The sequence below is a fragment of the Hydrogenophaga sp. genome (assembly GCF_011390835.1).
Classification (GTDB): domain Bacteria; phylum Pseudomonadota; class Gammaproteobacteria; order Burkholderiales; family Burkholderiaceae_C; genus Hydrogenophaga.
The window spans coordinates 19,782-44,567 of record NZ_JAABRQ010000017.1; the positions used below are offsets into that span (position 1 = coordinate 19,782).

Below are 24,786 nucleotides of genomic sequence, written 5' to 3' on the forward strand. Positions count from 1 at the left end.
TCATACGGAATCAACGCAACACCCCCTTTTTTTGTTCAAGGGATGTGGGCTCGGGTTCTTAAAGGGTCGACCGATCTGCGGGGTTCGGCACAATCCACCACTCTCCAGCCTGCCATTTGGTTTGCCGAAAGACCGCGCACCCATGTACCAACACATTGCCCAGAAACTGCAGCGCGGCGAGACCATCATCCTCGACGGCGGCACCGGCACCGACATCCAGCGCCGTGGCGCGCCCATGAGTGGCGACACCTGGTGCGCCGAGGTGAACCTGACGCATCCGGCCATCGTGCGAGCGGTACACGAGGACTACATTGCTGTGGGGGCAGACGTGATCACCGCCAATACCTTTGCCACCAGCGCCTTGCTGTTCAACGCGCTGGGACGCGACGACGAGCTGCTGGACATCGACCGTGCGGCGGTGGCCATTGCGCGGGAAGCAGCCGAGGGCAGACCGGTGGCGGTGGCGGGCTCGATCTCGACCATGCGCCCGCTGGCCGTGGGCACCGACCGCACCGATCTGCACCAGGACTGGTCTGAGGACACGGCTCGGGAGCTGTTTGCCCGCAAGGCCAACCACCTTGCTGTGCTGGGCGTCGATTTCCTGCTGATGGAGATGATGCGAGACGTTCACTATTCGCTGTGGGCCACGCAGGCCGCGCTGGCGACCGGCCTGCCGGTATGGGTGGGCATCGCCACCGAGCGCCGCGCCGACGGCGAGCTGGTCGGCTTCGGGCATCACGACCAGTTGCTGGACGAGGTGGTGCGCGAGCTCGTCGCGACAGGGCCGGCGCACATCAGCATCATGCATTCCTCGTCCAGCGACACGGCTGACGCCATCGACATCGTCAAGCGCCACTGGCAAGGGCCGCTCGGCGCGTATCCGGAGAGCGGCTATTTCAAGATGCCGGAGTGGAGCTTTGTCGACCTCATTTCGCCCGACGATCTGGTGGACCGGTCACAAGGCTGGCAGCGCCAGGGCGTGACCGCATTGGGTGGTTGCTGTGGGCTGGGGCCTGAGCACATTGCCGCCCTGGCTCAGCGGTTCAAACGAGCCTGATGAAACTGGCCCTGATTAAGGCATTCTCTTATGTCCTTGAGCTTGCGTGCCTGCGGGGTGCCAGCCAAGAAAGAGTCTCCGGCCGGCCGCTCCATTCATGGCGCGATTGCAAGTGCGCTGCGACATCCAGTTTGAGATCTGTACAAAGAAGTTTGGACGGCTGCCGACCAGATCTGGACGTTCAACCGTCGAGAGAATTGCGCCGCTAGTGACCGGTCTCTTGGGATACAGGGGACCTTGCTCAGGGTTCGCGAGCGAGGCCGAACTCCGGACATCTGTCGTTCAGGGACCTGAAACAACGGACGTCACCAAAGTCTTGTCCAACGTCGGGTCGCCGATCCGCCGAAGGAGCGTGGTCGCTGCAGAGAGGTCGACAGCCTACATCGGCCGCAAGCGCTGCCGATGGTTTCCCAGGTTTTCCCCCTGAATGCGGGCCGATCGGACCCCGCGGAGTTCATCGACCTTGCGATCGGCCTCGTTGCCGGTCAGGGCCAGCACCTCGACCGCGGTCTCGTGTTCAAAGGCGTGTGACTTGTCGGTGTTGCGATAGTGGCGATACATGGCCCAATAGAAGCCGACCGCGCCGACAGGGCCCAGGGCCAGTAGGAAAAGGACGCCGTCGCTGTCCATGTCAGCTCGCGATGAACCACAGCGCCAGCGCCTCGAGCACCGTCCCGATGGTCAGGGCCGCCAGAAGGAGCTTCCACTGCTGCACCGGCACGCTGCCCATGGTTTCGCCGGTGCGGCCGTTGACCGCGATGTAGTGCAGCAGGCCGCCGCCCGGCCCGGGCTGGTGGTAGGCGTACAGCCACACCGGCAGGTACATCGACACCCAGCGCGTGCCCTTGACGTCGATGCGCTCGCGCTCCCAGCGCACGCCGCGGTCGTAGCCCCGCACCGAAGGCAGCATCCGGGAGCGGGCGATCGAGAGCATCTGGTCGTGCACCTTTGGCATCAGGTGCTGCACGTCGCGGTCGCGCTTTTCAGAGGTGTAGCCCATCAGGTAGGAGGCGTTCCATTGCACCGCGTTCTTGGTGTCGAAGGGCAGGATGGTGTTGATGACGTTGAGGGTGTTGGTGCGGGTGTCGAGGTTGCCCCGGGCGGCGCTGGATTCGAGCGGGAGGTCGTCCACGGTGAAGTCCACATGGCGTTGAATCTGCCACACGTCGGCATCGTAGTAGGTCACCTTGTTCTTGCCCTCGCCCCGCGTATAGCGGCGCGTTTCGATCTCGCCGACGCCCGCCGCGTCGGCGCTGCCGCGCGCGTCCACCACCATGTAGGGTAGATACACGCCGACGACGTTGTCGGGAGTGAACTCGTCCTTGAATGCCTTGAGCGCAAACAGCCGGCGCTTGTTCACGAACTGACGGATGCGCGCCACCGCGTCGTCCTTCCGGATGTGAAAGGGCAGCACCGCGTCGGGAACCGCGCCGTTGTCGATTTGTTCGTTCACGCCCAGCACATGCCGGCACCAGTGGCAGCGTGCGGTCATGGCGAATTCGGTATTGACCACCACCTCGGCGCCGCACCCGCCGCACTTGAAGCTGCGCAGGCTCGCGGCGTCGGCGGCGATGTCGCGCGCGCCAGACGCGATCTGCGTGCCCAGCAGATCGGCGATGCCCTCGCCCAGCCCGAAGGCCTCCTCCACCCGGGTGGCCGCCCATTCGTGGCGACAGTAAAGGCAGATCAGCTGGTCGGACCCCGGCCGATGCCGAACCTCGGTGGAGCCGCACTTCGGGCAGCGGTTCACGCCGTCACGCAACTCTTTGGCGGCAGTGTCGATGGCAGCCGGGTCGGGCGCCAGCAGTTCGTCCCGGATCGGCTGCGGCAGCGTGTCCGGGTCGAGCGGATGCTGCCCCGTCGCAGGCGGCATGTCCTGGGGCGAGCCCGGTCCGGTGGGCCCGGGCGGGCTGGTCGGCGTGTGGGGCGCCATGCGCTGCGCCGGCCCTACAAGCCCAGCGCCTTGGCCTTCGCCGCGTCGTAGTCGGCCTGGGTGATGAGGCCAGAGTCGAGCATCTGCTTGGCCCTGGTCAGGCGGACGATGGGGTCGTCGGCCGCAGGAGTCGGTGCCGCCTGCGGCGCAGGCACAGCAGCAGGCGCCGGGGCCACCGGCTGCTGCAGGCCAGCCAAGCCACCCATGCTGCCCGCGGCAATGCCCATGCCCATGATGCCGCCCACGCCGGCGTTTTCACCCGCCGACTGCATGCCCGCTGCCACCGAGGCCTGCAGGTTGGAATTGCCGCGCGCACCGGCCAGTGCGTCGGCGCGCTGCACCGTCTTGAGGATCTCGCGGGTCTGGGCGTCGTATTCGATAGAGACGATGGCCGTCTTGACGATGACCAGGCCGCGGTCGGACTTCCAGTGGTAAGCACTTTCGACGGCGTCGGACAGGCTGGCAGCAAAACCGATGGCGTCCTGCTGGATGCGGGTGATGCGGTTGCCTTTGGCCGGGTCGTTGGTGTAGTGGCTGAAGGCCGGCGCCAGCGAGCCGACGACCTCGTTGAACAGCTGGCCGGCCGCCGCGTTGTCCAGGTCGGTGAAGTCGAACACCTGGCCGGGCTGCAGGTAGGTGGCGGGGACGAAGCCCTTGACGAAGCGGATCGGATCCACGATCTGCAGGGTGTAGCTGCCTCGGGTGATGGCACCGACCTGCGTGTTCAGGAAGCCGTCGTCCCAGTAGATTTCGGACTGGGTGCCGAAGCGGTTGTTCGGCAGCTCCTTCAGCGACACGAAGAACGCGGCCTGCTGCGACCCCGGCTGGCCCCCGAACTTGAAGCGCTCCCAGCTCTGGCGGACAAGCGAATCGAACAGCCCGCCGCCGCTGAAGATCGATTGCGACTGCAGATCGTTCGAGTTCCATTCGTAGCCGCCTGCCTCGGCCACGAAGGCTGTGACTGCACCGTCCTGCATCAGCAGCAAGCCGTAGCCTTCGGGCACGACGATGCGCGAGCCATTCGTGATGATGTTCGAAGACCCACGGGTGTTGGAGCCGCGCCCCGCGTTGGTGCCGCGCGGCACCGCCGCGAACAACGCGGCTGTCGCCGCCAGGCCATCGGGCACGGTGTAGAAGTCCTTCCACTGGTCGGCAAGCGTTCCGCCGATCGATCCTACCGCAGCCTGAACGAGACCCATGATGCGTTCCCTTTGTGAATGCGTGGCCGTGCGCTGCACCGCGAACGCGGGGCTCACCGACAAAAAATCATATCCGACCGCAGGGCCCGGCAGACTGACGTCGCCCGGAATCAATGCGAGATGGACAGTGCCGGCCCCCTCATCGTAATGCAGCGGGGGCGCCATCCGGCACCCGTTGGGGCTGCCGGCCGATAGGTGCCCTCCGCTACGAGGCCTCCGACGGTTGCCTGCGGGCGGGTCCGACCGGCAGCTTTGGGACGGCGAGTCCGTTAGGGGCTTTGTCGCAGGTGGGTCGAAAGCAGCAGCCTAGCGCTTCACCCCTGCTCTCGCCATTCCCCCGGGCTCACGCCCGTCCACCCTTTGAAGGCCCGGATAAAGCTCTTCTCGTTTCGGAACCCGGCCGCCAGCGCCACCTGCTTCACTGGCCGGCTCGTGCGCTGCAGCAGCTCGGTGGCGCGGTCGCGGCGCACCATGTCTTTGAGCGCTTGCAGTGAAGCGCCTTCTTCCTTTAGTTGCCGGTGCAGCGTGCGGGCCGACAGGTTGAGCTGCGCGGCCAGGTCGTCGGCGTTGTGGCTGTTCAGTGGCTGGCTGGCGAGTGCCTGGCGCACGCGCTGGACCAGCAGGCGATCGCGCCGGTAGGGCAGCACCGTGAGGGGCAGGGCGCGCTGCAGCATCTGGCTCATCGCGGGTTCGTCGCGCCGGATCGGCAGCGCGAGGTAGCGGGTATCCAGATGCAACGCGGCATGGGGCTGGTCGAACTCGGCCGGGCCGTCGAACAGCAGGCGGTAGGCATCGCCGTGTGCGGGCTCGGGGTAGGGGAAGCGGGCGCCCTGCAGCGGAATGCGCGAGTCCACCAGCCAGCAGGCCAGGCCCAGTACATTGCGCAGCACCGAGACCACGCAGAACTCGGTGAGCGCGCCGGGCTGGCGGTCGGCCGTGAGCACCAGCCGGGCGGCGTCGCCCTCGGTGTGCAGCGCCAGCGCTACGTCGTCGGTCAGCAGGGCGTGGTGACGGCACCAGCGCTTGAGCGCCACGCCCAGGCTGGGGGCCGAGAGCGAGGCGCGCGCCAGCATGCCGTAGCTGCCCCAGGGCAGGGCGCGGCGAAAACAGCCCAGGGCTTCGTCGTCCAGCTCGCGCATGGCCGCTTCGGACATGGCCTCCATCTGCGCGGCGGTGATGCGCGCACCGGAACTGATCACGGAATCTGGCGCGATTTGTGCCAGATGCAAAGCGGGGGTGGGATCCAGGCCTCGCGCAGCGTAGGCCGCCACCATGGCCTGCACAAAGAACATGGGCGTGGCAGCGACCGAGGCTTTGCCAGGAGCGGAAGAGGGCCGCGCCGCAGGTGGACGGCGCCTTGGGTCAGACATCGGCCAAGTCTGCCTAAAGCTGGCAGCATTTGCAACCTTGGTGGCGACCCGGATGGCAGGCAGCGGCCTATCCTCCACAATGGACCGATACACCTCACGGATGGACCCATGCAGACACTGGAGACTCAACTCAACGCCCGCTCAGCCGAGTTTCAAGCCAACGCCGCCGCCATGCGGGCGGTCGTGGATGACCTGAAGGCGCAGATCGAAAAGGCCACGCTGGGCGGCGGCGAGGCGGCGCGCGCCAAACACGTGAAGCGCGGAAAACTGCTGCCCCGCGACCGGGTGCAGATGCTGCTGGATCCGGGCACTCCGTTTCTGGAAATGAGCCCGCTGGCAGCCCTGAACATGTACCCGGACCGCGACGGCAGTGACAGCGCGCCCTGTGCCGGCGTCATCGTGGGCATCGGCCGCGTGAGCGGCGTGGACTGCATGATCGTCTGCAACGACGCCACGGTGAAGGGCGGTACCTACTACCCCATGACGGTGAAGAAACACCTGCGGGCGCAGGAGGTGGCGGCGCAAAATCACCTGCCCTGCATCTACCTGGTGGACTCGGGCGGCGCCAACCTGCCGAACCAGGACGAGGTGTTTCCCGACCGCGACCACTTTGGCCGCATTTTCTTCAACCAGGCCAACATGAGCGCGCAGGGCATCGCGCAGATCGCGGTGGTCATGGGCTCGTGCACGGCGGGCGGCGCCTACGTGCCGGCCATGAGCGACGAGACCATCATCGTCAAGAACCAGGGCACCATTTTTCTGGGCGGCCCGCCGCTGGTGAAGGCCGCCATTGGCGAAATCGTGAGCGCCGAAGACCTGGGCGGCGGTGATGTGCACACGCGGCTCTCCGGCGTGGCCGACCACCTGGCGCAGAACGATGCGCACGCCATCGCCCTGGCCCGCCAGGCCGTGGCCACGCTGAACCACCGCAAGGAAGTGGCGCAGGCGCTGCGCGAGCCATTGCCACCCAAATACGACCCGCAGGAGCTGTACGGAGTGATCCCCGCTGACACCCGCAAGCCCTACGACGTGCGCGAGATCATCGCCCGCATCGTCGACGCCTCCGAGTTCCACGAATTCAAGGCACGCTACGGCGCCACCCTGGTCTGCGGCTTCGCCCACATCGAAGGCATGCCGGTGGGCATCGTGGCCAACAACGGCATCCTGTTTTCCGAGAGCGCGCAAAAAGGCGCTCACTTCATCGAGCTGTGCTGTCAGCGCAAGGTGCCGCTGATCTTTCTGCAGAACATCACCGGCTTCATGGTGGGCCGGAAGTACGAGAGCGAAGGCATTGCGCGCCACGGTGCCAAGATGGTCACCGCTGTGGCCACGGCCCAGGTGCCCAAGTTCACCGTGATCATCGGTGGCAGTTACGGTGCCGGCAACTACGGCATGTGCGGCCGCGCCTATTCACCGCGCTTTCTATGGATGTGGCCCAACGCTCGCATCTGCGTCATGGGCGGCGAGCAGGCCGCTGGTGTGCTGGCCACGGTCAAGCGCGATGCCATCGAGGCCAAAGGCGGCAGCTGGAGCGCCGAGGAGGAAGCGGCGTTCAAACAACCCGTGCTCGATCAGTTCGGCCATCAGTCCCACCCTTACTACGCCAGCGCCCGGGTGTGGGACGACGGCGTGATCGACCCGGCTGACACGCGCCGCGTGCTGGGGCTGGCGCTGTCCGTGGCGTTGAACGCACCGATCGGCGAGCCGAAGTTTGGCGTGTTCCGCATGTGAGCGCGCATGGACGCCCACGCTCACTTCATCACCCTGGCCCGCTACAACGTCTGGGCCACGCAGAAGCTGCTGGCCGCGATTGAGCCGCTGCCTGACGCTGACTACCGGCGCGACGTGGGGCTGTTCTTCAAGAGCATCCACGGCACCCTGAACCACCTGCTGGTGGGAGAACACTTGCTCTGGTACGCGCGTTTCGCCAAAGGGGCATCGCCGCTGCTGGGCTTGGACACGGAAATCGAGCCCGACCGCGAACGCCTCGGGCAGGCCCTCAAAGGTGGTGCGGCCAACTGGGAGCCGCTGATCCGCGGCTGGCCGGTGGAGCGCTTCGACGGCTGCCTGGATTACAAGACTATGAAGGGTGTACCGCAGTCGCTGCCGTTCGCCGCCACGCTGGCCCATGTGTTCAACCACGGCACGCACCACCGCGGCCAGATCAGCGCCGCCCTGACCGCACTCGGGCAAGCCGCGCCTGAGCTGGATCTGGTGTATTGCCTGCAACAAACCGAGACGCCCGCATGACCCCCACCATCTACGACACCCCGGACCACGAGTTGCTGCGTGATCAGGTGGCGCGATTTCTGGCACGCGAGGTGGAGCCGTTTGCTGCCGCCTGGGAGGAAACCGGCATGGTGCCGCGCGACGTGTTGCGCCGCATGGGGCAGGCCGGGTTGCTGGGCATTGCGTTTGATTCGGATCACGGCGGCGCCGACGCCGATGCCATGACCAACCTGGTGTTTGCCGAAGCGCTGTCGCAGTCCACGTTTGCCGGTTTCATCATCACCGTGCTGGTGCACACCGACATGGCAGGTCCCCACCTGCACCACGCCGGCAGCCCGGCCCAGAAGGCGAAATACCTGCCCAAGGTGACAGCGGGCGAGATGATCACGGCGGTGGGCATCAGCGAACCGGGCGCAGGCTCGGACGTGGCGGGCATCCGCACCAGCGCGCGGCGTGACGGCGATGAATGGGTGCTCAACGGCACCAAGATGTTCATCACCAATGGCGTGCACGCCGATCTGTATTTCGTGGCGGCCAAGACCGGCACGGCCCGGCACGACATGAGCATGTTCATCGTCGAGAAAGGCACGCCCGGTTTCACCGTGGGCCGCGCGCTCAAGAAAACCGGCTGGCTCTCCAGCGACACGGCCGAGCTGGTGTTCGACAACGTGCGCATTCCGGCCGAGAACCTGCTGGGCGAGGAGGGCAAGGGCTTTTACTCGGTGATGAAGAACTTCCAGACCGAGCGCATCGCCCTGGGCGCGATGGCAGTGGGGCACTGCACGCAGGCGCTCCAGATCACGCTGGACCACGTGCGCCAGCGCCAGGCCTTCGGCGGCACGCTGTGGGACCAGCAGACGATTCGCCAGCGCCTGTCCATGCTGGACGCGAAGACCCGCGCGGCGCGGCAGTTCATGTACCACTGCGCGTGGTGCGTGACACAGGGCAAAGACATCGTGCAGGAGGTGTCGATGCTGAAGGCACTCACGGGCGAGCTGGTCAACGAGGTGGTGCAGACCTGCCAGCAGTTTCACGGTGGCATGGGCTTCATCCGCGAAACCGCGATCGAGCGGCTGTGGCGTGATGCGCGCGTGCTGGCCATCGGCGGTGGCGCCACTGAGGTGATGCTCGAAGAGGTCGCCAAACGCTATTGAGATGGGTATTGAAGATGAATCAAGTGTTGGACATTTCCCGCCCCACGCCTCAGGTCGCGCGCGTGTGGCTCAACCGCCCCGAGGTGCGCAACGCCTTCAACGACGAGGTGATCGCCGCGCTGACCACCAGCTTCGCCGAGCTGGCGCAGGACGAGCAGCTGCGTGTGATCGTGCTCGGTGCGCATGGCAGGGCCTTTTGCGCTGGCGCCGACCTCAACTGGATGAAAGCCATGGCGGGCTACAGCTGGGAAGAGAACCGGGCCGACGCGCAGAAGCTGGCCGACATGCTCTGGACGCTTGACCAGTGTCCGGTGCCCATCGTGGGTCGCATCCAGGGTGACTGTTATGCCGGTGGCATGGGGCTGGCGGCGGTGTGTGATGTGCTGGTGGCGGTGGCCGGCGCGACCTTCTGTTTGTCCGAAGCGCGGCTGGGCCTGTTGCCTGCCACCATCAGCCCGTACGTGGTACGTGCGCTGGGCCAGCCCGCCTCCCGCCGCTATATGGTCACGGCTGAGCGTTTCAGCGCCGAGCGCGCCCACGCGCTGGGCATGGTGCACGAACTCGCCACGGTCGAGACGCTGGACGAAAAAGTCGATGACTTCGTGCGCACCCTGGTCGCCAATGGCCCGCAAGCCGCGCGTGCCTGCAAGCGCCTGGTGCAAGACGTGAGCGGCGTGCCCATCACCAAGGCCCTGCGCGCCGAGACCGCGCGCCGAATTGCCGACATTCGCGCCAGCGATGAGGGCCGCGAAGGCGTGTCTTCATTCCTGAACAAGCGCCCGCCGTCCTGGCTGGTCGGCTGACGATCGCATCCTCCGCCGGACCATCTCACCCCATGGAAACGACCGACCCCAACCTGTGGCAACAGCTGCTGGCCTGGCTGCACGGCCTGGGCCTTCACCTGGGCAGCGGACCGGTGGCCGCTGTGGGCGAGCAAGTGGGCGCTGGCGTGGCCGACGCTGCGAGCAGGATGGACATGCCCAGCCTGCTCGCGCTGGCCGCGGCGCTTGGCTGGGCCAGCGGTTTCCGGCTCTATGCTGTGGTGTTTCTGGTCGGGGTGGCGGGCGCGGCGGGCTGGATTGCGCTGCCGCCGGGGCTGATGGTGTTGCAACACCCGGCGCTGTTGCTGGCCAGCGGTTTCATGCTGTTCATGGAATTTTTTGCCGACAAGATTCCTGGCGTCGATTCGGTCTGGGACATGCTCAACAGCGTGATCCGCATCCCCGCCGGCGCCGCCCTGGCCGCCGGCGCGCTGGGCGCTGACGGCGCCACCATGGGTCTGGTGGGTGCGCTGCTCGGCGGCGGTCTGGCCGCCACCTCGCAGGCGGCGAAGACCACCACCCGCGCCGCCATCAACACCTCGCCCGAGCCGTTTTCCAACCTCGCCATGAGCCTGGTGGAGGACGGCCTGGTGGTCGGCGCGCTCTGGCTGGCCACCAACCATCCGCTGGCCTTCGGCATCCTGCTGGTCATCGTAGTGGTACTGATGTGGATTGTCACCTGGATATTGTTCAAGTTCTTGCGCGCGGTGATTCGCCGCCTGATCGCCCTGTTGTCTGCTGCCCCAAAGGAAGCCTGATGTTTTCGAAAATACTGATTGCGAATCGAGGTGAGATCGCCTGCCGAGTCGCCGCCACCGCCCGCCGCATGGGTGTTCGCACCGTGGCCGTCTATTCCGATGCCGACGCCCACGCCAAGCATGTCGCCGCCTGTGATGAATCGGTGCACGTGGGTGGCAGCGCACCCAGGGACAGCTACCTGCAGTGGGAGCGCATCATCGCGGCCGCCAAGGCCACGGGCGCGCAGGCCATCCACCCTGGCTATGGCTTTCTGAGCGAAAACGAAGCCTTTGCCAACGCCTGCGCAAAAGAAGGCCTGGTATTCATCGGTCCGCCTTCGTCGGCCATTCTCGCTATGGGCCTGAAGGCGGAGTCCAAGCGCCTGATGGAAAAGGCCGGCGTACCGCTGGTGCCGGGTTACCACGGCGCCGACCAGGACCCTGCCATGCTGAAACACGAGGCCGATCGCATCGGCTACCCGGTGCTCATCAAGGCCAGTGCAGGCGGCGGTGGCAAAGGCATGCGCGCGGTGGACAAGGCGGAAGACTTCGCCGCCGCGTTGGCCAGCTGCCAGCGCGAGGCGCGCAACAGCTTCGGCAGTGACGCGGTGCTGGTCGAGAAATACGTGCAGCGCCCGCGCCACATCGAGATCCAGGTGTTCGGCGACACCCACGGCAACTGCGTGTATCTGTTCGAGCGGGATTGCTCGGTGCAGCGCCGCCACCAGAAGGTGCTGGAAGAGGCGCCCGCGCCGGGCATGACGCCCGAGCTGCGCCAGCAAATGGGTTTGGCCGCAGTGGCCGCTGCCAAGGCGGTGAACTACGTGGGCGCGGGCACGGTGGAGTTCATCGTGGAGCAACCTGGTGGCTACGACAAGCCGCAGGACATGCGATTTTTCTTCATGGAAATGAACACACGGCTGCAGGTGGAGCACCCGGTGACCGAAGCCATCACCGGGCTCGATCTGGTGGAGTGGCAGCTGCGCGTGGCCTCGGGCGAGCCGCTGCCGCTGAAGCAGGAGGAGCTGCGCATGCACGGCCACGCGATCGAGGCGCGCATTTGCGCCGAGACACCGGACAACCAGTTCCTGCCCGCCACCGGCCGGCTCGATGTCTACCGCAAACCTGCGGCGGTGAGTTTCGAGCGCGGTGCGGTGCGCTTCGACGACGGCGTGCGCGAGGGCGATGCCATCAGCCCGTTTTACGACTCCATGGTGGCCAAGCTCATCGTGCACGGCGCTACCCGCGCCGAGGCCCTGGCCAAGCTGGACGCCGCGCTGGCGCAGACGCGCATCGTCGGTCTGTCGACCAACGTGCAGTTTCTGCGCCATGTGGCGTCCAGCGCCTCGTTTGCCAGCGCCCAGCTCGACACGGCGCTGATTTCGCGCGAGGCCGATGTGCTGTTCCAGCAAGACCGCGTGGGCCGCCCGCTCGCCGTGGCCGCTGCCGTGGCGCAGACGCTGATCGCCGAGCGCGCCGCCGAAGGGGCAGACCCGTTTTCGCGCCGCGACGGCTGGCGCCCGTTCGGCCTCACCGTGCGCCGATTCGACTTTGAATACCGAGGCGAGTCGCTGCAGGCTCAGCTGAGCTACCTGCACGATGGCGCGCTGTTGCTCAACGTGGGGGAAGTGGCCGGGCCTTTGGTTTTCAACGCGCTGGAGAGCGACAGCGGCACGCGGATGGACCTGAGCTTCCACGGTCAACGCCAGACCGTGCAAACCTGGCAGCGCGACGAACTGGTGCATGTGTTCTGCGACCTGGGCGCCACCGTGATCACCGAGATCGATGCGCTGGCCCACGCGGGCGAAGCCGCTGCCGAGGGTGGCCGACTCACCGCACCCATGCCGGGCAAGGTGGTGTCGTTCTCGGTCAAGGCCGGCGACACGGTCAAGAAGGGCCAGCCGCTGGCGGTGATGGAGGCCATGAAGATGGAGCACACGATCGCCGCGCCCGCCGATGGCACGGTGGCTGAGCTGCTGTACGCGCCTGGTGACCAGGTGGCCGAGGGTGCGGAGCTGTTGAAGATCGCAGTGGCCTCCGCATGACAGCTTGCGGTGCCGATTCGGCTTAGAGTCCTGGGCATGAACATCACTTTTTGCTGCACCGACACCAAGGCCGAGCCCTGGCTGGCCGGCTTGCATGCCGCTTTGCCAGACGCGAGCGTCGAGGTCTGGCAACCGGGCTCGCCGCAGGCCGATTACGCCGTGGTCTGGGCGCCGCCTCAGCAATTCCTCGACGAACAGCCGCGACTCAAGGCGCTGTTCAACATCGGCGCCGGCGTGGACGCGCTGCTGCAACTCAAGTTGCCACCCGCCACCCGCGTCGTGCGGCTGGACGACGCGGGTATGTCGGTGCAGATGGCAGAGTATGTGTGCCATGCGGTGATCCGCCATTTCCGAGAATTCGATGGTTACGAGGCCGATGTGTCGCAAGGCAAGTGGTCGTTCCGCAAACCGCGCAGCCGCATCGATTTTCCGGTGGGGGTGCTGGGCCTGGGCGTGCTGGGCGAGCGGGTGGCGCAGGCGCTGCGCGTGTTCGAGTTTCCGGTACACGGCTGGAGCCGCAGCCCCAAGACGCTGGAAGGCGTGGTCTGCCACAACGGGCCAGACCGGCTCGACAGCTTCCTCGGCCAGTGCCGCGTGCTGGTCAACCTGCTGCCGCTCACGCCCGAAACCAGCGACATCCTGAACCGGCGCACGCTGTCTCTGCTCAAACCGGGCGGTTACCTCATCAACGTGGCGCGCGGCGCCCACCTGGTCGAGGCCGACTTGATTGAGCTGCTGGACCGGGGCCACCTCGCGGGCGCCACGCTGGACGTGTTCCGCACCGAGCCGCTGCCCGCCAGTCATCCGTTCTGGCAACACCCCGGGATCCGCATCACGCCGCATACCTCGGCGCGCACTTTGCGCACCGAGAGCATTGCCCAGATCGTCGGCAAGATCGCGGCGCTGGAGCGCGGCGAGCCGGTGGCCGGGGTGGTCGACCCCGCACGTGGTTATTGAATACCTTGAGAACAACACGATGACGCTGCCTTCCCGAGTCCAACTGATTGACGTCGGCCCGCGCGACGGCCTGCAAAACGAAAAACAGCCAGTGCCAGCGGCGATCAAGATCGAACTGGTTCACCGCCTGCAGGCCGCCGGCCTGAAAGAGATCGAGGTCACGAGCTACGTGAGCCCCAAGTGGGTGCCGCAGATGGCGGACAACCACGAAGTGATGCAAGGCATGACGCGCCAGCCTGGCGTGCACTACTCGGTGCTCACGCCCAACCTCAAGGGATTCGAGGCTGCGTTGCAGGACAAACCCGACGAGATCGTGGTGTTCGGCGCCGCCAGCGAGGCCTTCAGCCAGAAGAACATCAACTGCTCGATCGCCGAGAGCATCGAGCGCTTTGCGCCGGTGGTCGAGGCGGCGCTGGCCGCCGGTATCGCGGTGCGTGGCGCCATGAGCTGCACCGTGGGCTGTCCGTACGAGGGCGAGATCGCGCCCGAGCGCGTGGCCTACCTGGCGGGGCTGATGAAGGGCATTGGTGTGCAGCGGGTGGATGTGGCCGACACCATTGGCGTCGGCACGCCACGCGCGGTGCAGGCCGCCATCGAGGCCACGCTGCAACACTTTGCGCTCGATGCTGTGTCCGGCCATTTTCACGACACCTACGGACAAGCCTTGTCCAACACCCTGGCCGCGCTGCAGATGGGCGTGTGGAACTTCCAGTCTTCGGTCGCTGGCCTGGGCGGCTGCCCCTACGCCAAGGGTGCGACCGGCAACGTGGCCACCGAAGACGTGGTCTATCTGCTGCACGGCATGGGCGTGGAGACCGGCATCGACCTGGATGCGCTGGTGGATGCCGGCGCCTGGATCAGCGCAGAGCTCGGTCGCCCAACAGGGTCGCGCGTGGCGCGGGCGCTGCTGGCCAAGCGGACAGGCTGACATGGAGTGGCAGGTCTGGATCGCCTACTTTCTGGCCTGCTGGGTGATTGCCATTTCGCCCGGATCGGGCGCTGTGCTGTCCATGAGCCATGGTTTGGCCTATGGGGTGCGCCACACCAGCGCTACCATCGCCGGCTTGCAGCTTGGGCTGGCTGTGGTGCTGGTGATTGCGGGCGTGGGTGTGGGGGCCGTGCTGCTGGCATCCGCCACAGCCTTCACCGTGGTCAAGGTGCTTGGCGCGGCCTACCTGATGTGGTTGGGCTGGAGGCAGTGGCGTGCGCCGGTGCACGAGGCTGGGCCCGTCATCAACGAAGCTGTTCAGGCCACCAACGCATCCATGGCCTTGAGCAGGCGCGTTCCCTCGACACGCGAGCGCTTCGTCATTGGGCTGATGACCAACCTCACAAACCCCAAGAGCATTGTGTTCATGGTGGCGGTGTTGCCGCAGTTCATGAATCCGGCCCATTCGGTCTGGTTGCAGCTGTTGATCCTGGCGAGCACCGCCATGGCGGTGGACACGGTGGTGATGCACGGCTATGCCTTCTTGGCGTCGCGTGCCAAGCGCTGGATGGCGACGGCACGCGCGCAGCGCAATCAGAACCGCGTGTTTGGTGGTGTGCTGCTGGCCATGGGCGCGGGTTTGCTGTTGGTCAAGCGCTCGGCGTCTTGACCTGGTGCCGGGCGAGGCGGTTGCTTCGCCGCTAACATCAGGGACCATGGCCCCAATCCCTGACTTGAACGCCGCTGAGCGCCCCGCCGGCCTGCAGCGCGTGGCCGACGCGTTGGCCGCTGCTGGCCACCCGCATGCGCCGGTGATGCTCAGTGACGCCGCGCGCACTGCGCAGCAGGCGGCCGGTGCGCTGGGTGTGGCCCTGGGCCAGATCGCCAAGAGCATCGTCTTTCGCCGCAAGGCCGATGACGTGGCGGTGCTCGTCATCACCTCGGGTGACTTGCGGGTGGACGAGAAGAAAGTGCAGGCCATAGTCTGCGCCGAAGGTGGCCAACTGGGTCGTGCAGACGCCGAGTTCGTCAAGGCGAAGACCGGCTTCTCCATCGGCGGCGTCTCGCCACTGGCTCACGTCACGGCGCCAGTGACGCTGATCGACGCCCAGCTCTTTCGCTTTGCCGACATCTGGGCCGCGGCTGGCCATCCCCATGGTGTTTTCCGCCTCAGCCCTGCCGAGCTGCAAAGCCTGACCGGCGCACTGGTGCACGACGTGACCGAACCCCTGACCACCTCATGAGCCACGAACCCCTCATCAACCTGCGCGATGCGATGGACCGCCACAGTGGCCCTGGCGTGCCTTCGCCCTGCGTGTCGATCTGCGAGCTCGATGCGCGGCAAGGTCAGTGCAAAGGCTGTTACCGCTCGCTGCAGGAGATCGCGGTCTGGGGTCAGTTGGGCGATGACGAAAAAGTCGCCGTCTGGCGCCGCATCGAAGCGCGCCAGCTCGCTTCAGCCGGGTAAGGTCGGCATGAACACAATGGCCGAGCCCACGCTGCACGACATCCGGTTTTTCTACGATCCCATTTCGCCCTACGCCCACCTCGCATTCGAGCGCCTGCCCGAAGCGCTCATGGGTCACAGTGTTCGAGTGCGTTACCAGCCGGTGTTGTTCGCGGCCCTGCTCAAGGCGCATGGCCAGCTCGGCCCGGCCGAAATTCCGGGCAAGCGCGACTGGACCTACCGCCAGGTGAGCTGGCTGGCGCATCAGCACGGCGTAGCACTGGATCTGCCAGCCGAGCACCCGTTCAATCCGCTGCCCCTGCTGCGCCTGGGTCTGTGCTGCGCCACCGATGAGGCGCCCGGCGAAACCAGCCGCTGGGTCACCGAACAGCTGTTTCGCCACATCTGGCGCGGTGGCCACAGCGCGACCGGCCCCGAGCGCCTGGCCGATTTGCAAGCGCGCCTGCAGGACCACATGGCGCAGTGCGGCCGCCCGTGGCTCGAGCCCGACAGCGATGCCGTGAAGCAGCGCCTGCGCGTCAACACCGAGCAGGCGTTGGCGCTGGGGCTTTTCGGGGTGCCTTCCCTGGTGATGAACGGCCGCCTGTTCTGGGGTCAGGATGCCTTGCCCATGCTGCGCGCCTGCCTGGACGGTGAACCCTGGTTCAAAGGGCCGGACTGGGATGCTGCGGGCCAGCTGCCTGCTGGGGTTCAGCGACCGCGCTGAGGGCGGCCCGCCGCCGCTGATTGATGCAGCGCAAGCCATCCGGCTCGTGGCTCCGCTAGCATGGAGGGCCGGAGGTGGTGGTCACGGCGCGCGCAGCGCCCCACCCGAACCGGTCAACCAGGAGACCGCCATGTTCAAAAAAATTCTTGTCCCCACCGACGGTTCGGCCCAGGCCGCGCTGGCAGCCAAGACGGCTGCCGAGTTAGCCAAAAGCGAGGGCGCTGAGGTTGTGGGCGTGTATGTGATCGATCCTTTTCCCTACATCGGTATCGGCGATGCGTCGGCGGTGGGCTTGCAGGCCTACCTGGCCGAAGCCAAGAGTGCCGCAGGTCAGGCTTTGGACATGCTGGCCAAAGCTTGCAAGGAGCATGACGTGCCGTTTGCAGGCGACACCATCGAGCGCAACGTGGTGCACGAAGGCATTCTGGAAACGGCCAACGCTGAAAACTGCGACCTGATCGTCATGGGTTCGCACGGCCACCGCGGCATCAAGTCGCTGATCCTGGGCAGCGTGGCGCAGAAGGTGCTCGCCCATGCGACGCAACCGGTGCTCATTGTCAAGGTCTGACCAGACTCTCGATGCACACGCACAGCCAGCGATGCTGGCCGCTGGTGGTCTTTGTGCCGTCACTGCTGACGCTGACAGCACTTGGAGCCACCACACGCTGATGAAGGGCGGCTGGGAAGCCGTGCGGCGTTCCGGTGGGTTCGCGAACGGCTCTTCTTGGCGACTTCACGCCGCCGCTAGCGCCGGAAGCGCCCCGATCCGTCGATGATGGACAGGTCGGCGAAATCCAGGCCGGTGTGGTTGGTCGAGCTGTAGCTCACCGTGAGGCCTCCGATGTCGAAATTGCTGATGTTCTCCAGCGCGTCGCGCAAGGTTCTCGGCGTTGGACTGGGTCCCGCGCGCCTGAGCCCTTCCACCAGCACCTTGGCGGCAGCATAGCCCTCCATCATGGCCGGCGACACGCTATCCAGTCCCTTGGCCTTGGCCAGCTCCCGCGCTTCCTTGATGAGCGGCGAGGCGATGCGCCGCTCGTTGGGAAACACCTGGGTCACGATCACGCCACGCGCATGCTCACCCAGCAGCTGGATGAAACCGGCCGACGCGTTGTTCGAAAGCGTCACCACCTGGGCTCGCGAGCCGGCCGCCCGCAAGGCCTTGACCGCGTTGGCCGTGTTGCCGGCCGAGCCGATCACCATCACGGCCTGGGCCTGGGCGGCGGCGATCTCTTTAGCCAGGGGCGCGAAGTCGGGTTTCTCGCGCGGAAACTTGATCAGCAAGAGGGGTTTCTGACCCACCTGGTCGAATCCTTTTTGCGCACCGGCGGCCGAGTCGGCGCCGAACGAGTCGTCGGTCTGCAGCACCGCAATGCGGGTGATGCCGATACTGGCCAGATGCTCGATGGCCTTGGCCGCCTCGCGCTGGTAGGTGGCGCGCACGTTGAACACCCAGGGATTGACCGGCTCATGCAAGACCATGGCGCCAGTGCTGGGGCCCACCAGGGGCACCTGGTACTCCGCCAGCAAGGGCAGCAGCGCTTGCGCGTGGGGTGTGCCGCGGTTGAGAAACAGGGCGATCACCTTCTGCTGCGTGATCAGCTCACGCGCCACTTCCACCGTCACCTTGGGGTCAAACCGGTCGTCCACTGACAGCAGCTCGATCTTCTGGCCGTTGACCCCGCCACGGGCGTTCACCGCATCGAAGTAGAGTTTGGCGCCGTCGGTGTTCTCCTTCACGCCGGCGGCCACCGACCCGGTGAAGCCTGAGGGCTGTCCGATTCGCACCTGAGCCGATGCCGGTGCGCACAAGAGCAAAGCGGCCGTCAGGCCCAGGGTGGTCAGGATTCGGGATCGGGTATTCGTCATCTGGGCTCCTTGGGTCGAACGCAAAGTATGCCGACATGAGAAATGGCGGCATTGTGGAAATGACGTAGCGGCGCTGCGCTGGGTGAGCACCCCTCCTAGAATGTTGGGCTCCCCACCGAGAAGCCCGCTCATGTCTGATGAAACCCCCGTGCCCAGCCCCTTGTCGCCCGACGCCGACGGCGAACGAGCGAGCCAGGCGGCAGATCGACCGGTGGGGCTGATCCGCATTCGCGGCGCGCGTCAGCACAATCTCAAGAACCTCGACCTCGATATCCGCACCGGCGAGCTCACGGTGGTCACCGGGCCCAGCGGCTCGGGCAAGTCCAGCCTGGTGTTCGACACCTTGTTCGCCGAGGGGCAGCGGCGCTACGTCGAAACCTTCAGTGCCTACGCACGCCAGTTCCTAGATCGCATGGACAAGCCTGCGGTGGACCGGGTTGACGGCGTGCCGCCCGCGATTGCCATCGACCAGACGAATCCGGTGCGTTCCTCGCGCTCCACCGTGGGCACCATGACCGAGCTGAACGATCACCTGAAGCTCCTGTTTGCGCGCGGTGCCGACCTGTTCGACCGTGAGACGGCACAGCCCGTTCGGCACGACTCGCCGGAGTCGATTTACCTTGAACTGCAAAAGCGGTGCCTTGAACGGAGCGATCCTCGGCTCGTCGTGACTTTTCCGGTCGAGCTGCCTGCCAGCACCACGCCAGAGGAAATCGAGCAGTGGCTTTCCGCCAGCGGCTACACGCGGGTGCAGGCGGAGCGCGTGGTGCAGAAAGCGGTGTCGGCAGAGCCTGAGAAAAAAAGCAAGAGCACGAGCAAGGCCAAGGCTGCGAAAGCGGTGATCGAATCCGTGAAGGTGCTCGACGTGGTGGCGGACCGCTTTCGCATTGGCACCGCGGAGCAGGCGCGCGTCATGGAGGCGATTGAGGCGGGGCTGAAGCGCGGCAGCGGCAAGCTCATGGTCTATGTGCTGGGTGAAGAGGGCACCGAGCCCGTTGTGTGGCGTTTTTCGACCGGCTTGCATTGCCCCGAGAGCGATGTTCGGTACGGCGAACCCACGCCGTCGATGTTTTCGTTCAATTCGGCAGTGGGCGCCTGCGAAGCCTGTCGGGGCTTTGGCCGCGTCATCGGGGTTGACTATGGTCTGGTGATCCCGAACGACAAGCTCACGCTGCGCGGTGGCGCAATCAAGGTGTTCCAGACGCCAGCCTGGAAAGAGGCCCAGGACGATCTGATGCGCCACGCCGAGGCAGCCGGTATTCCGCGCGACACGCCCTGGAACAAACTCACACCCGAACAGCAGCACTGGGTGAAGGCAGGCTCGCCGAACTGGAACGGCAAGTGGAACCAGCAGTGGTTTGGCGTGGCACGCTTCTTTGAGTACCTGGAGAGCAAGGCCTACAAGATGCACATCCGGGTGCTGCTCTCCAAGTACCGTAGCTACACCGAGTGCCCGAGCTGCCATGGAGCGCGGCTCAAGCGCGAAAGCCTGCTCTGGCGCATCGGCAACCAGGCGCAGGCCGATGCGGTCATGCCGCCGGCGCGGCGACACCTGCCGGTCGGTGTGAAGTGGTCCCGTCCACAACTCGAAGCCTTGCCCGGTCTGTGCCTGCACGATCTGATGCTGCTGCCGCTGGACCGGCTGCGCACCTTCTTTGGTTCGCTGGCGGACACCCTGATGCCCACCGGGGAAGACGCGACTGGCCAGGCGCAGGCGCTCAAGCTGCTGTTCGAGGAAATCAACACGCGGCTGCGCTACCTGTGTGATGTGGGCATCGGCTACCTCACGCTGGATCGCCAGAGCCGCACGCTCAGTGGCGGCGAGGTGCAGCGCATCAACCTCACCACCGCGCTGGGCACGTCGCTGGTGAACACGCTGTTTGTGCTGGACGAGCCCAGCATCGGCCTGCACCCTCGCGACATGGCGCGCATCAACAGCGCCATGTTGCGCCTGCGAGATGCGGGCAACACGCTGGTGGTGGTGGAGCATGACCCGGCGGTGATGCTGGCGGCTGACCGCCTGATCGACATGGGCCCTGGCCCGGGCGAGCGCGGTGGGCAGATCGTCTTCGACGGCTCGCCCGAAGACGTTCGGCAGGCCGATACGCTGACCGGCGCCTACCTCGGCGCGCGCAAGCAGGTGGGCATGGGCTTCAAGCGCATGGTGACCGACAGCACGCCGCGCCTCATCCTGGAAGGTGCGCGCGAGCACAACCTGAAAAACGTCACCGTCGATTTCCCGCTGCAACGCCTGGTGGTGGTCACTGGTGTGTCGGGCTCGGGCAAGTCCAGCCTGATCCAGGATGTGCTCGCGCCCGCGCTGCTGCGCCACTTTGGCAAGTCCACCGACGCGCCAGGCGCCCACGATCGCCTGCTCGGCGCTGACCATTTGAGCGAGGTCGTGTTCGTCGACCAGTCGCCCATCGGCAAGACGGCGCGCTCCAACCCGGTGAGCTATGTGGGTGCCTGGGACAGCATTCGCGCCTTGTTCGCCGATGCACCGCTGGCCCGCCAACGAAGCTACACCGCCAGCAAGTTCAGCTTCAACGGTGGCGACGGCCGTTGCCCCACCTGCGGCGGCTCGGGCTTTGAACATGTCGAGATGCAGTTCCTGAGCGACGTGTACCTGCGTTGCCCGGACTGCGACGGCAAACGCTACCGGCCCGAGGTGCTGGAGGTGAAGATCGAGCGCGGCGGGCGCTACCTGAACGTGGCCGATGTGCTGGATTTGACGGTCAGCGAAGCGGCCGACCTGTTCAAGACCGACCGCGAGGCAATCCGCGCCCTGCAACCCATCGTCGATGTCGGTCTCGAATACGTGAAGCTCGGCCAGCCGGTTCCCACGCTCTCGGGCGGCGAAGCGCAGCGCCTCAAGCTTGCTGGCTTCCTGGCCGATGCCGCCAAGAGCGCCAGCGCGAGTCGCCAGAGTTTGGCCAAAAAGGGCACGCTGTTCCTGTTCGATGAACCCACCACCGGCCTGCACTTTGACGATATCGCCAAGCTCATGCGCAGCCTGCGTCGGCTGCTGGAAGCGGGCCACTCACTGGTGATCATCGAGCACAACCTGGATGTGATCCGATCGGCCGACTGGGTGATCGACCTTGGGCCCGAGGGCGGCGACGCCGGGGGGCTGGTGGTGGCCGAAGGGCCACCCGAGGAGGTCAGAAAGCACCCGAGCAGTCAAACCGGCCAATCTCTGCGTGAGTACGCGCTGTCCATGGGTGAGGTGTTTGAGGCCGGTGAAGGCCGCGCGGCCGACTACCTGGTGCCGGCGGTCAAGCCCATCACGCGCCCGAGGTCGACCGCGCCCGACGCGATCCGCATCGTCAACGCCAAGGAGCACAACCTGAAGAACCTGAGCGTGGACATTCCGCGCGGGCGATTCAATGTGATTTCGGGCGTGAGCGGTTCGGGCAAGTCCACGCTGGCGTTTGACATCCTGTTCAACGAAGGCCAGCGCCGCTACCTCGAATCGCTCAACGCGTACGCGCGCAGCATCGTTCAGCCAGCGGGCAGGCCCGAGGTGGACGCGGTCTACGGCATTCCGCCTACGGTGGCGATCGAGCAGCGCCTCAGCCGGGGTGGTCGCAAGAGCACGGTGGGCACGACCACCGAGGTTTGGCATTTTCTGCGCCTCCTCTATGTGAAGCTGGGCACGCAGCATTGCGTGCACGACGGTGCTGCGGTGATGCCGCAAAGCCCGGAAAGCATTGCTGCGGCCATCCTGCACCGCTACAAGGGCCGACACATCGGCCTGCTCGCGCCGCTGGTGGTCAACCGCAAGGGCGTCTACACCGAGCTGGCCGACTGGGCGCGCCCGCGTGGCCATACGCACCTGCGGGTCGATGGTGAGTTCCTGCCCACCACCGGCTTTCCGCGCATCGACCGCTTCAAGGAACACACCATCGAGCTCCCGGTGGCCGACGGCGTGGTTGACCCGGCCAACGAGGCCTGGTTGCGCTCGCAACTGACCAAGGCGCTGGAAATCGGCAAGGGGCAGGTCCATGTGCTGAGCGAACTGCAAGGTTTGGACGAAGCCATGGCCGCTGGCGATTCCACGCGCGGCATCGGCAAGCTCGAGGTGTTTTCCACTACCCGCGCCTGCCCGGTCTGCGCCACCAGCTACCCCGAACTGGACCCGCGCCTGTTCTCTTACAACAGCAAACACGGCTGGTGCCCCGACTGCGTGGGCACTGGCCTGGCGCTCTCGCGCGAGCAGCGCAAGGCGCTGGACGACTCGGTGCGCGACGACCAGGAAAAAGGCCGGGAGCAGAGCTTCGCCGAGCCCGATGTGGAGGTGACCGACGATGCGGCGTGCCCCGCCTGCGAGGGCACCCGGCTGAATGCGCAGGCTCGAGCGGTGACGTTCGGTGGCGTGGGCATCACGGCGGTGGCAAGGCTGGCGGTGAACGACGTGCGCGCCTGGGTGCGGAGTTTGATGGGCGATGGCGGCGCGTCCGTCGATCAGGCGCCGGGCCGCCCCAAGCCGGATCAGCCCCCTCGGGGGGCAGCGACCCGCGTCAGCGGCGGAGCGTGGGGGTCATTGACCCAGCGCGAAGCCGACATTGCGCGTGACCTCTTGCCCGAAATCGAGAGCCGCCTGGCCTTCCTGGAAGAAGTGGGTCTGAACTACCTCACGCTGGACCGTGGCGCGCCCACGCTCAGTGGCGGAGAAGCCCAGCGCATCCGTCTCGCTGCCCAGCTCGGCAGCAACCTTCAGGGCGTGTGCTATGTGCTCGACGAGCCGACCATTGGCCTTCACGCGCGTGACAATGCCATCCTGCTCAATGCCTTGCACAAGCTGGGCGAGATGGGCAACACGCTGGTGGTGGTCGAGCACGACGAAGACACCATCCGGCGGGCTGACCACATCATCGACATCGGCCCCAGTGCCGGCAAACGCGGTGGTCGCGTGGTGGCGCAAGGCACAGTGGCCGACCTCTCGGCCAACCCCGAATCGGTCACCGGCCGCTACCTGCTGCACGCGATGAAGCACCCACTGCAGGCGAGACGGCCGGTAGCGGAAATGGGGGCGGCGAGCGGGAGAGCGGCTGAGATGGGGTCAGATCCCGATTCAGGACAACCCCCGCCACGGAGCGCGAAACGCAAATCGAAATCGGGCGCTGACCCCGTTTCAGCGGAGCCAACGCCAACCTCAACGCCAACAGAAGAAACCACCTGGATCGAAGTCAGGGGCGCGAACCTGCACAACCTGAAAAATCTCAACGTCGCCATCCCCCTGCGGCGCCTGGTCGTGGTCACCGGTGTCTCCGGTTCCGGTAAATCCACCGTGGCGCGCGACGTGCTGCTCACCAACGTCGCGGAGGCGGTCAGTCGCCGCAGCACCTTCGCCGGCCGCCAGGCCTGGGACCAGGGCGAGCGCCCGGTCTGGGTTGGCTGCGAGAAGGTGCTGGGCACCGAGGTGGTGGACCGCGTGCTCGAAGTCGACCAGACACCCATCGGCAAGACGCCGCGCAGCTGCCCCGCCACCTACATCGGCTTCTGGGACACGGTGCGCAAACTGTTTGCCGACACGCTGGAGGCCAAGGCGCGCGGCTACGGCCCCGGCCGCTTCAGCTTCAACACCGGTGAAGGCCGCTGCCCCGGTTGTGAAGGCCAGGGCATGCGCACCATCGAAATGAGCTTCCTGCCGGATGTGAAAGTGCCGTGCGAGGTGTGTCACGGCGCCCGCTTCAATCCCGAAACCCTGGCCGTCAGCTGGAAGGGCAAGAGCATTGGCGATGTGTTGCAGATGGAGGTGGACGAGGCGGTGGAGTTCTTCGCCTCCATGCCCAACATCGCGCATCCGCTGCAGCTGCTGAAAGACGTCGGCCTGGGGTACCTCACGCTGGGCCAGCCCAGCCCCACGCTCAGCGGCGGCGAGGCACAGCGCATCAAGCTTGTGACCGAACTCAGCAAGGTGCGTGACGATGTGACCCGGCGTGGCCAGAAGGCGCCGCACACGCTGTACGTGCTCGACGAGCCCACGGTGGGTCTGCACATGGCCGATGTGGAAAAGCTTATCCGCGTGCTGCATCGGCTGGTGGACGGCGGCCACAGCGTGGTGGTGATCGAGCACGATCTCGATGTGATGGCCGAAGCCGACTGGATCATTGACCTCGGCCCCGAGGGCGGTTTCGGTGGCGGCCAGATCGTAGCGGCGGCGCCACCCGACGAGGTGGTGCGGCTCGGCACGCATACCGGCAAGGTGCTGGGGCCGGTTCTGGCGCGGGCCTGATCATGCGAGCGTGATGCCAGCACCCCAGCATGCCCCGCGATCAGGTCATCCACATCCACCCCGAGGCACCGCTCA

Annotated in this window: 20 protein-coding genes; 15 read left to right on the forward strand and 5 right to left on the reverse strand. The window is 66.1% G+C overall.

What is annotated here, in order from left to right; all coding sequences use genetic code 11:
* Nucleotides 1-142 precede the first annotated feature (142 nt).
* Nucleotides 143-1,057, forward strand: coding sequence for a homocysteine S-methyltransferase family protein (locus GPT34_RS11365; RefSeq protein WP_291012374.1), 915 nt, complete (start codon nt 143-145; stop codon nt 1,055-1,057).
* Nucleotides 1,058-1,435: 378 nt separating this feature from the next.
* Here GPT34_RS11365 and GPT34_RS11370 read toward each other — a convergent pair whose 3' ends face one another.
* From GPT34_RS11370 to GPT34_RS11385, 4 genes are all read right to left on the reverse strand, one after another.
* Nucleotides 1,436-1,687, reverse strand: coding sequence for a hypothetical protein (locus GPT34_RS11370; protein WP_291012377.1), 252 nt, complete (start codon nt 1,685-1,687; stop codon nt 1,436-1,438).
* A 1-nt stretch (nt 1,688) separates the two neighbouring features.
* Nucleotides 1,689-2,990 carry a TFIIB-type zinc ribbon-containing protein gene (locus GPT34_RS11375; protein ID WP_291012379.1) on the reverse strand — a complete coding sequence of 434 codons (1,302 nt, stop codon included), beginning with the start codon at nt 2,988-2,990 and terminating at the stop codon, nt 1,689-1,691.
* Nucleotides 2,991-3,004: 14 nt separating this feature from the next.
* Complete coding sequence (locus tag GPT34_RS11380) at nt 3,005-4,189, reverse strand: SPFH domain-containing protein (RefSeq protein ID WP_291012382.1); 1,185 nt, start codon at nt 4,187-4,189, stop codon at nt 3,005-3,007.
* Nucleotides 4,190-4,503: 314 nt separating this feature from the next.
* Nucleotides 4,504-5,481: an AraC family transcriptional regulator gene (locus tag GPT34_RS11385; RefSeq protein WP_291012538.1), complete on the reverse strand. Its 978-nt coding sequence runs from the start codon at nt 5,479-5,481 to the stop codon at nt 4,504-4,506.
* A 186-nt stretch (nt 5,482-5,667) separates the two neighbouring features.
* Here GPT34_RS11385 and GPT34_RS11390 point away from each other — a divergent pair, with 186 nt between their 5' ends.
* From GPT34_RS11390 to GPT34_RS11450, 13 genes are all read left to right on the forward strand, one after another.
* Entirely contained in the window at nt 5,668-7,290 is a 1,623-nt protein-coding gene (locus GPT34_RS11390) for a carboxyl transferase domain-containing protein (protein ID WP_291012384.1), read from the forward strand.
* 6 nt (nt 7,291-7,296) lie between these two features.
* The gene (locus tag GPT34_RS11395) at nt 7,297-7,809 is read left to right on the forward strand and encodes a DinB family protein (protein ID WP_291012387.1); all 513 of its coding nucleotides are present in this window, start codon (nt 7,297-7,299) and stop codon (nt 7,807-7,809) included.
* Entirely contained in the window at nt 7,806-8,942 is a 1,137-nt protein-coding gene (locus GPT34_RS11400) for an acyl-CoA dehydrogenase family protein (protein WP_291012390.1), read from the forward strand. Before GPT34_RS11395 ends, GPT34_RS11400 begins: the two co-directional genes overlap by 4 nt.
* Nucleotides 8,943-8,956: 14 nt before the next feature.
* Nucleotides 8,957-9,745: an enoyl-CoA hydratase/isomerase family protein gene (locus tag GPT34_RS11405; RefSeq protein WP_291012393.1), complete on the forward strand. Its 789-nt coding sequence runs from the start codon at nt 8,957-8,959 to the stop codon at nt 9,743-9,745.
* Nucleotides 9,746-9,777: 32 nt separating this feature from the next.
* Complete coding sequence (locus tag GPT34_RS11410) at nt 9,778-10,521, forward strand: DUF4126 domain-containing protein (RefSeq protein WP_291012396.1); 744 nt, start codon at nt 9,778-9,780, stop codon at nt 10,519-10,521.
* A complete protein-coding gene (locus tag GPT34_RS11415; RefSeq protein WP_291012399.1) occupies nt 10,521-12,545 on the forward strand; it encodes an acetyl/propionyl/methylcrotonyl-CoA carboxylase subunit alpha in 2,025 nt (674 codons plus the stop codon). The genes GPT34_RS11410 and GPT34_RS11415 overlap by 1 nt, the downstream gene beginning before the upstream one ends.
* 36 nt (nt 12,546-12,581) lie before the next feature.
* Entirely contained in the window at nt 12,582-13,502 is a 921-nt protein-coding gene (locus tag GPT34_RS11420; RefSeq protein ID WP_291012401.1) for a glyoxylate/hydroxypyruvate reductase A, read from the forward strand.
* Between the two features lie 19 nt (nt 13,503-13,521).
* Nucleotides 13,522-14,430 (forward strand): hydroxymethylglutaryl-CoA lyase, encoded by a 909-nt coding sequence (locus GPT34_RS11425; protein ID WP_291012403.1) that lies wholly within the window; start codon nt 13,522-13,524, stop codon nt 14,428-14,430.
* 1 nt (nt 14,431) lies between these two features.
* Complete coding sequence (locus GPT34_RS11430) at nt 14,432-15,100, forward strand: LysE family transporter (protein ID WP_291012406.1); 669 nt, start codon at nt 14,432-14,434, stop codon at nt 15,098-15,100.
* 46 nt (nt 15,101-15,146) lie between these two features.
* Nucleotides 15,147-15,674 carry a YbaK/EbsC family protein gene (locus GPT34_RS11435; protein ID WP_291012409.1) on the forward strand — a complete coding sequence of 176 codons (528 nt, stop codon included), beginning with the start codon at nt 15,147-15,149 and terminating at the stop codon, nt 15,672-15,674.
* A complete protein-coding gene (locus tag GPT34_RS11440) occupies nt 15,671-15,898 on the forward strand; it encodes a DUF1289 domain-containing protein (protein ID WP_291012412.1) in 228 nt (75 codons plus the stop codon). Before GPT34_RS11435 ends, GPT34_RS11440 begins: the two co-directional genes overlap by 4 nt.
* A gap of 7 nt (nt 15,899-15,905) precedes the next feature.
* Nucleotides 15,906-16,604, forward strand: coding sequence for a 2-hydroxychromene-2-carboxylate isomerase (locus tag GPT34_RS11445; RefSeq protein ID WP_291012415.1), 699 nt, complete (start codon nt 15,906-15,908; stop codon nt 16,602-16,604).
* A 130-nt stretch (nt 16,605-16,734) separates the two neighbouring features.
* On the forward strand, nt 16,735-17,172 hold the full coding sequence (locus GPT34_RS11450) for a universal stress protein (protein WP_291012417.1): 438 nt from the start codon (nt 16,735-16,737) through the stop codon (nt 17,170-17,172).
* Between the two features lie 176 nt (nt 17,173-17,348).
* Here the strand turns inward: GPT34_RS11450 and GPT34_RS11455 are convergent, their stop codons facing one another.
* Nucleotides 17,349-18,473: an ABC transporter substrate-binding protein gene (locus GPT34_RS11455; protein ID WP_291012420.1), complete on the reverse strand. Its 1,125-nt coding sequence runs from the start codon at nt 18,471-18,473 to the stop codon at nt 17,349-17,351.
* 130 nt (nt 18,474-18,603) lie between these two features.
* Here GPT34_RS11455 and uvrA point away from each other — a divergent pair, with 130 nt between their 5' ends.
* The gene (uvrA, locus tag GPT34_RS11460; protein ID WP_291012423.1) at nt 18,604-24,711 is read left to right on the forward strand and encodes an excinuclease ABC subunit UvrA; all 6,108 of its coding nucleotides are present in this window, start codon (nt 18,604-18,606) and stop codon (nt 24,709-24,711) included.
* Nucleotides 24,712-24,786: the final 75 nt, after the last annotated feature.

Excerpts from the sequence above, each read along its gene's own strand:
- GPT34_RS11435 (WP_291012409.1), top strand. The coding sequence starts at position 15,147 with ATGGCCCCAATCCCTGACTTGAACGCCGCTGAGCGCCCCGCCGGCCTG.
- GPT34_RS11450 (WP_291012417.1), top strand. The coding sequence starts at position 16,735 with ATGTTCAAAAAAATTCTTGTCCCCACCGACGGTTCGGCCCAGGCCGCG.
- GPT34_RS11395 (WP_291012387.1), top strand. The coding sequence starts at position 7,297 with ATGGACGCCCACGCTCACTTCATCACCCTGGCCCGCTACAACGTCTGG.
- GPT34_RS11385 (WP_291012538.1), bottom strand. The coding sequence starts at position 5,481 with ATGTTCTTTGTGCAGGCCATGGTGGCGGCCTACGCTGCGCGAGGCCTG.
- GPT34_RS11390 (WP_291012384.1), top strand. The coding sequence starts at position 5,668 with ATGCAGACACTGGAGACTCAACTCAACGCCCGCTCAGCCGAGTTTCAA.
- GPT34_RS11365 (WP_291012374.1), top strand. The coding sequence starts at position 143 with ATGTACCAACACATTGCCCAGAAACTGCAGCGCGGCGAGACCATCATC.
- GPT34_RS11370 (WP_291012377.1), bottom strand. The coding sequence starts at position 1,687 with ATGGACAGCGACGGCGTCCTTTTCCTACTGGCCCTGGGCCCTGTCGGC.
- GPT34_RS11410 (WP_291012396.1), top strand. The coding sequence starts at position 9,778 with ATGGAAACGACCGACCCCAACCTGTGGCAACAGCTGCTGGCCTGGCTG.
- GPT34_RS11445 (WP_291012415.1), top strand. The coding sequence starts at position 15,906 with ATGAACACAATGGCCGAGCCCACGCTGCACGACATCCGGTTTTTCTAC.
- GPT34_RS11415 (WP_291012399.1), top strand. The coding sequence starts at position 10,521 with ATGTTTTCGAAAATACTGATTGCGAATCGAGGTGAGATCGCCTGCCGA.
- GPT34_RS11455 (WP_291012420.1), bottom strand. The coding sequence starts at position 18,473 with ATGACGAATACCCGATCCCGAATCCTGACCACCCTGGGCCTGACGGCC.
- GPT34_RS11400 (WP_291012390.1), top strand. The coding sequence starts at position 7,806 with ATGACCCCCACCATCTACGACACCCCGGACCACGAGTTGCTGCGTGAT.
- GPT34_RS11405 (WP_291012393.1), top strand. The coding sequence starts at position 8,957 with ATGAATCAAGTGTTGGACATTTCCCGCCCCACGCCTCAGGTCGCGCGC.
- GPT34_RS11430 (WP_291012406.1), top strand. The coding sequence starts at position 14,432 with ATGGAGTGGCAGGTCTGGATCGCCTACTTTCTGGCCTGCTGGGTGATT.
- uvrA (WP_291012423.1), top strand. The coding sequence starts at position 18,604 with ATGTCTGATGAAACCCCCGTGCCCAGCCCCTTGTCGCCCGACGCCGAC.
- GPT34_RS11425 (WP_291012403.1), top strand. The coding sequence starts at position 13,522 with ATGACGCTGCCTTCCCGAGTCCAACTGATTGACGTCGGCCCGCGCGAC.
- GPT34_RS11420 (WP_291012401.1), top strand. The coding sequence starts at position 12,582 with ATGAACATCACTTTTTGCTGCACCGACACCAAGGCCGAGCCCTGGCTG.
- GPT34_RS11380 (WP_291012382.1), bottom strand. The coding sequence starts at position 4,189 with ATGGGTCTCGTTCAGGCTGCGGTAGGATCGATCGGCGGAACGCTTGCC.
- GPT34_RS11440 (WP_291012412.1), top strand. The coding sequence starts at position 15,671 with ATGAGCCACGAACCCCTCATCAACCTGCGCGATGCGATGGACCGCCAC.
- GPT34_RS11375 (WP_291012379.1), bottom strand. The coding sequence starts at position 2,990 with ATGGCGCCCCACACGCCGACCAGCCCGCCCGGGCCCACCGGACCGGGC.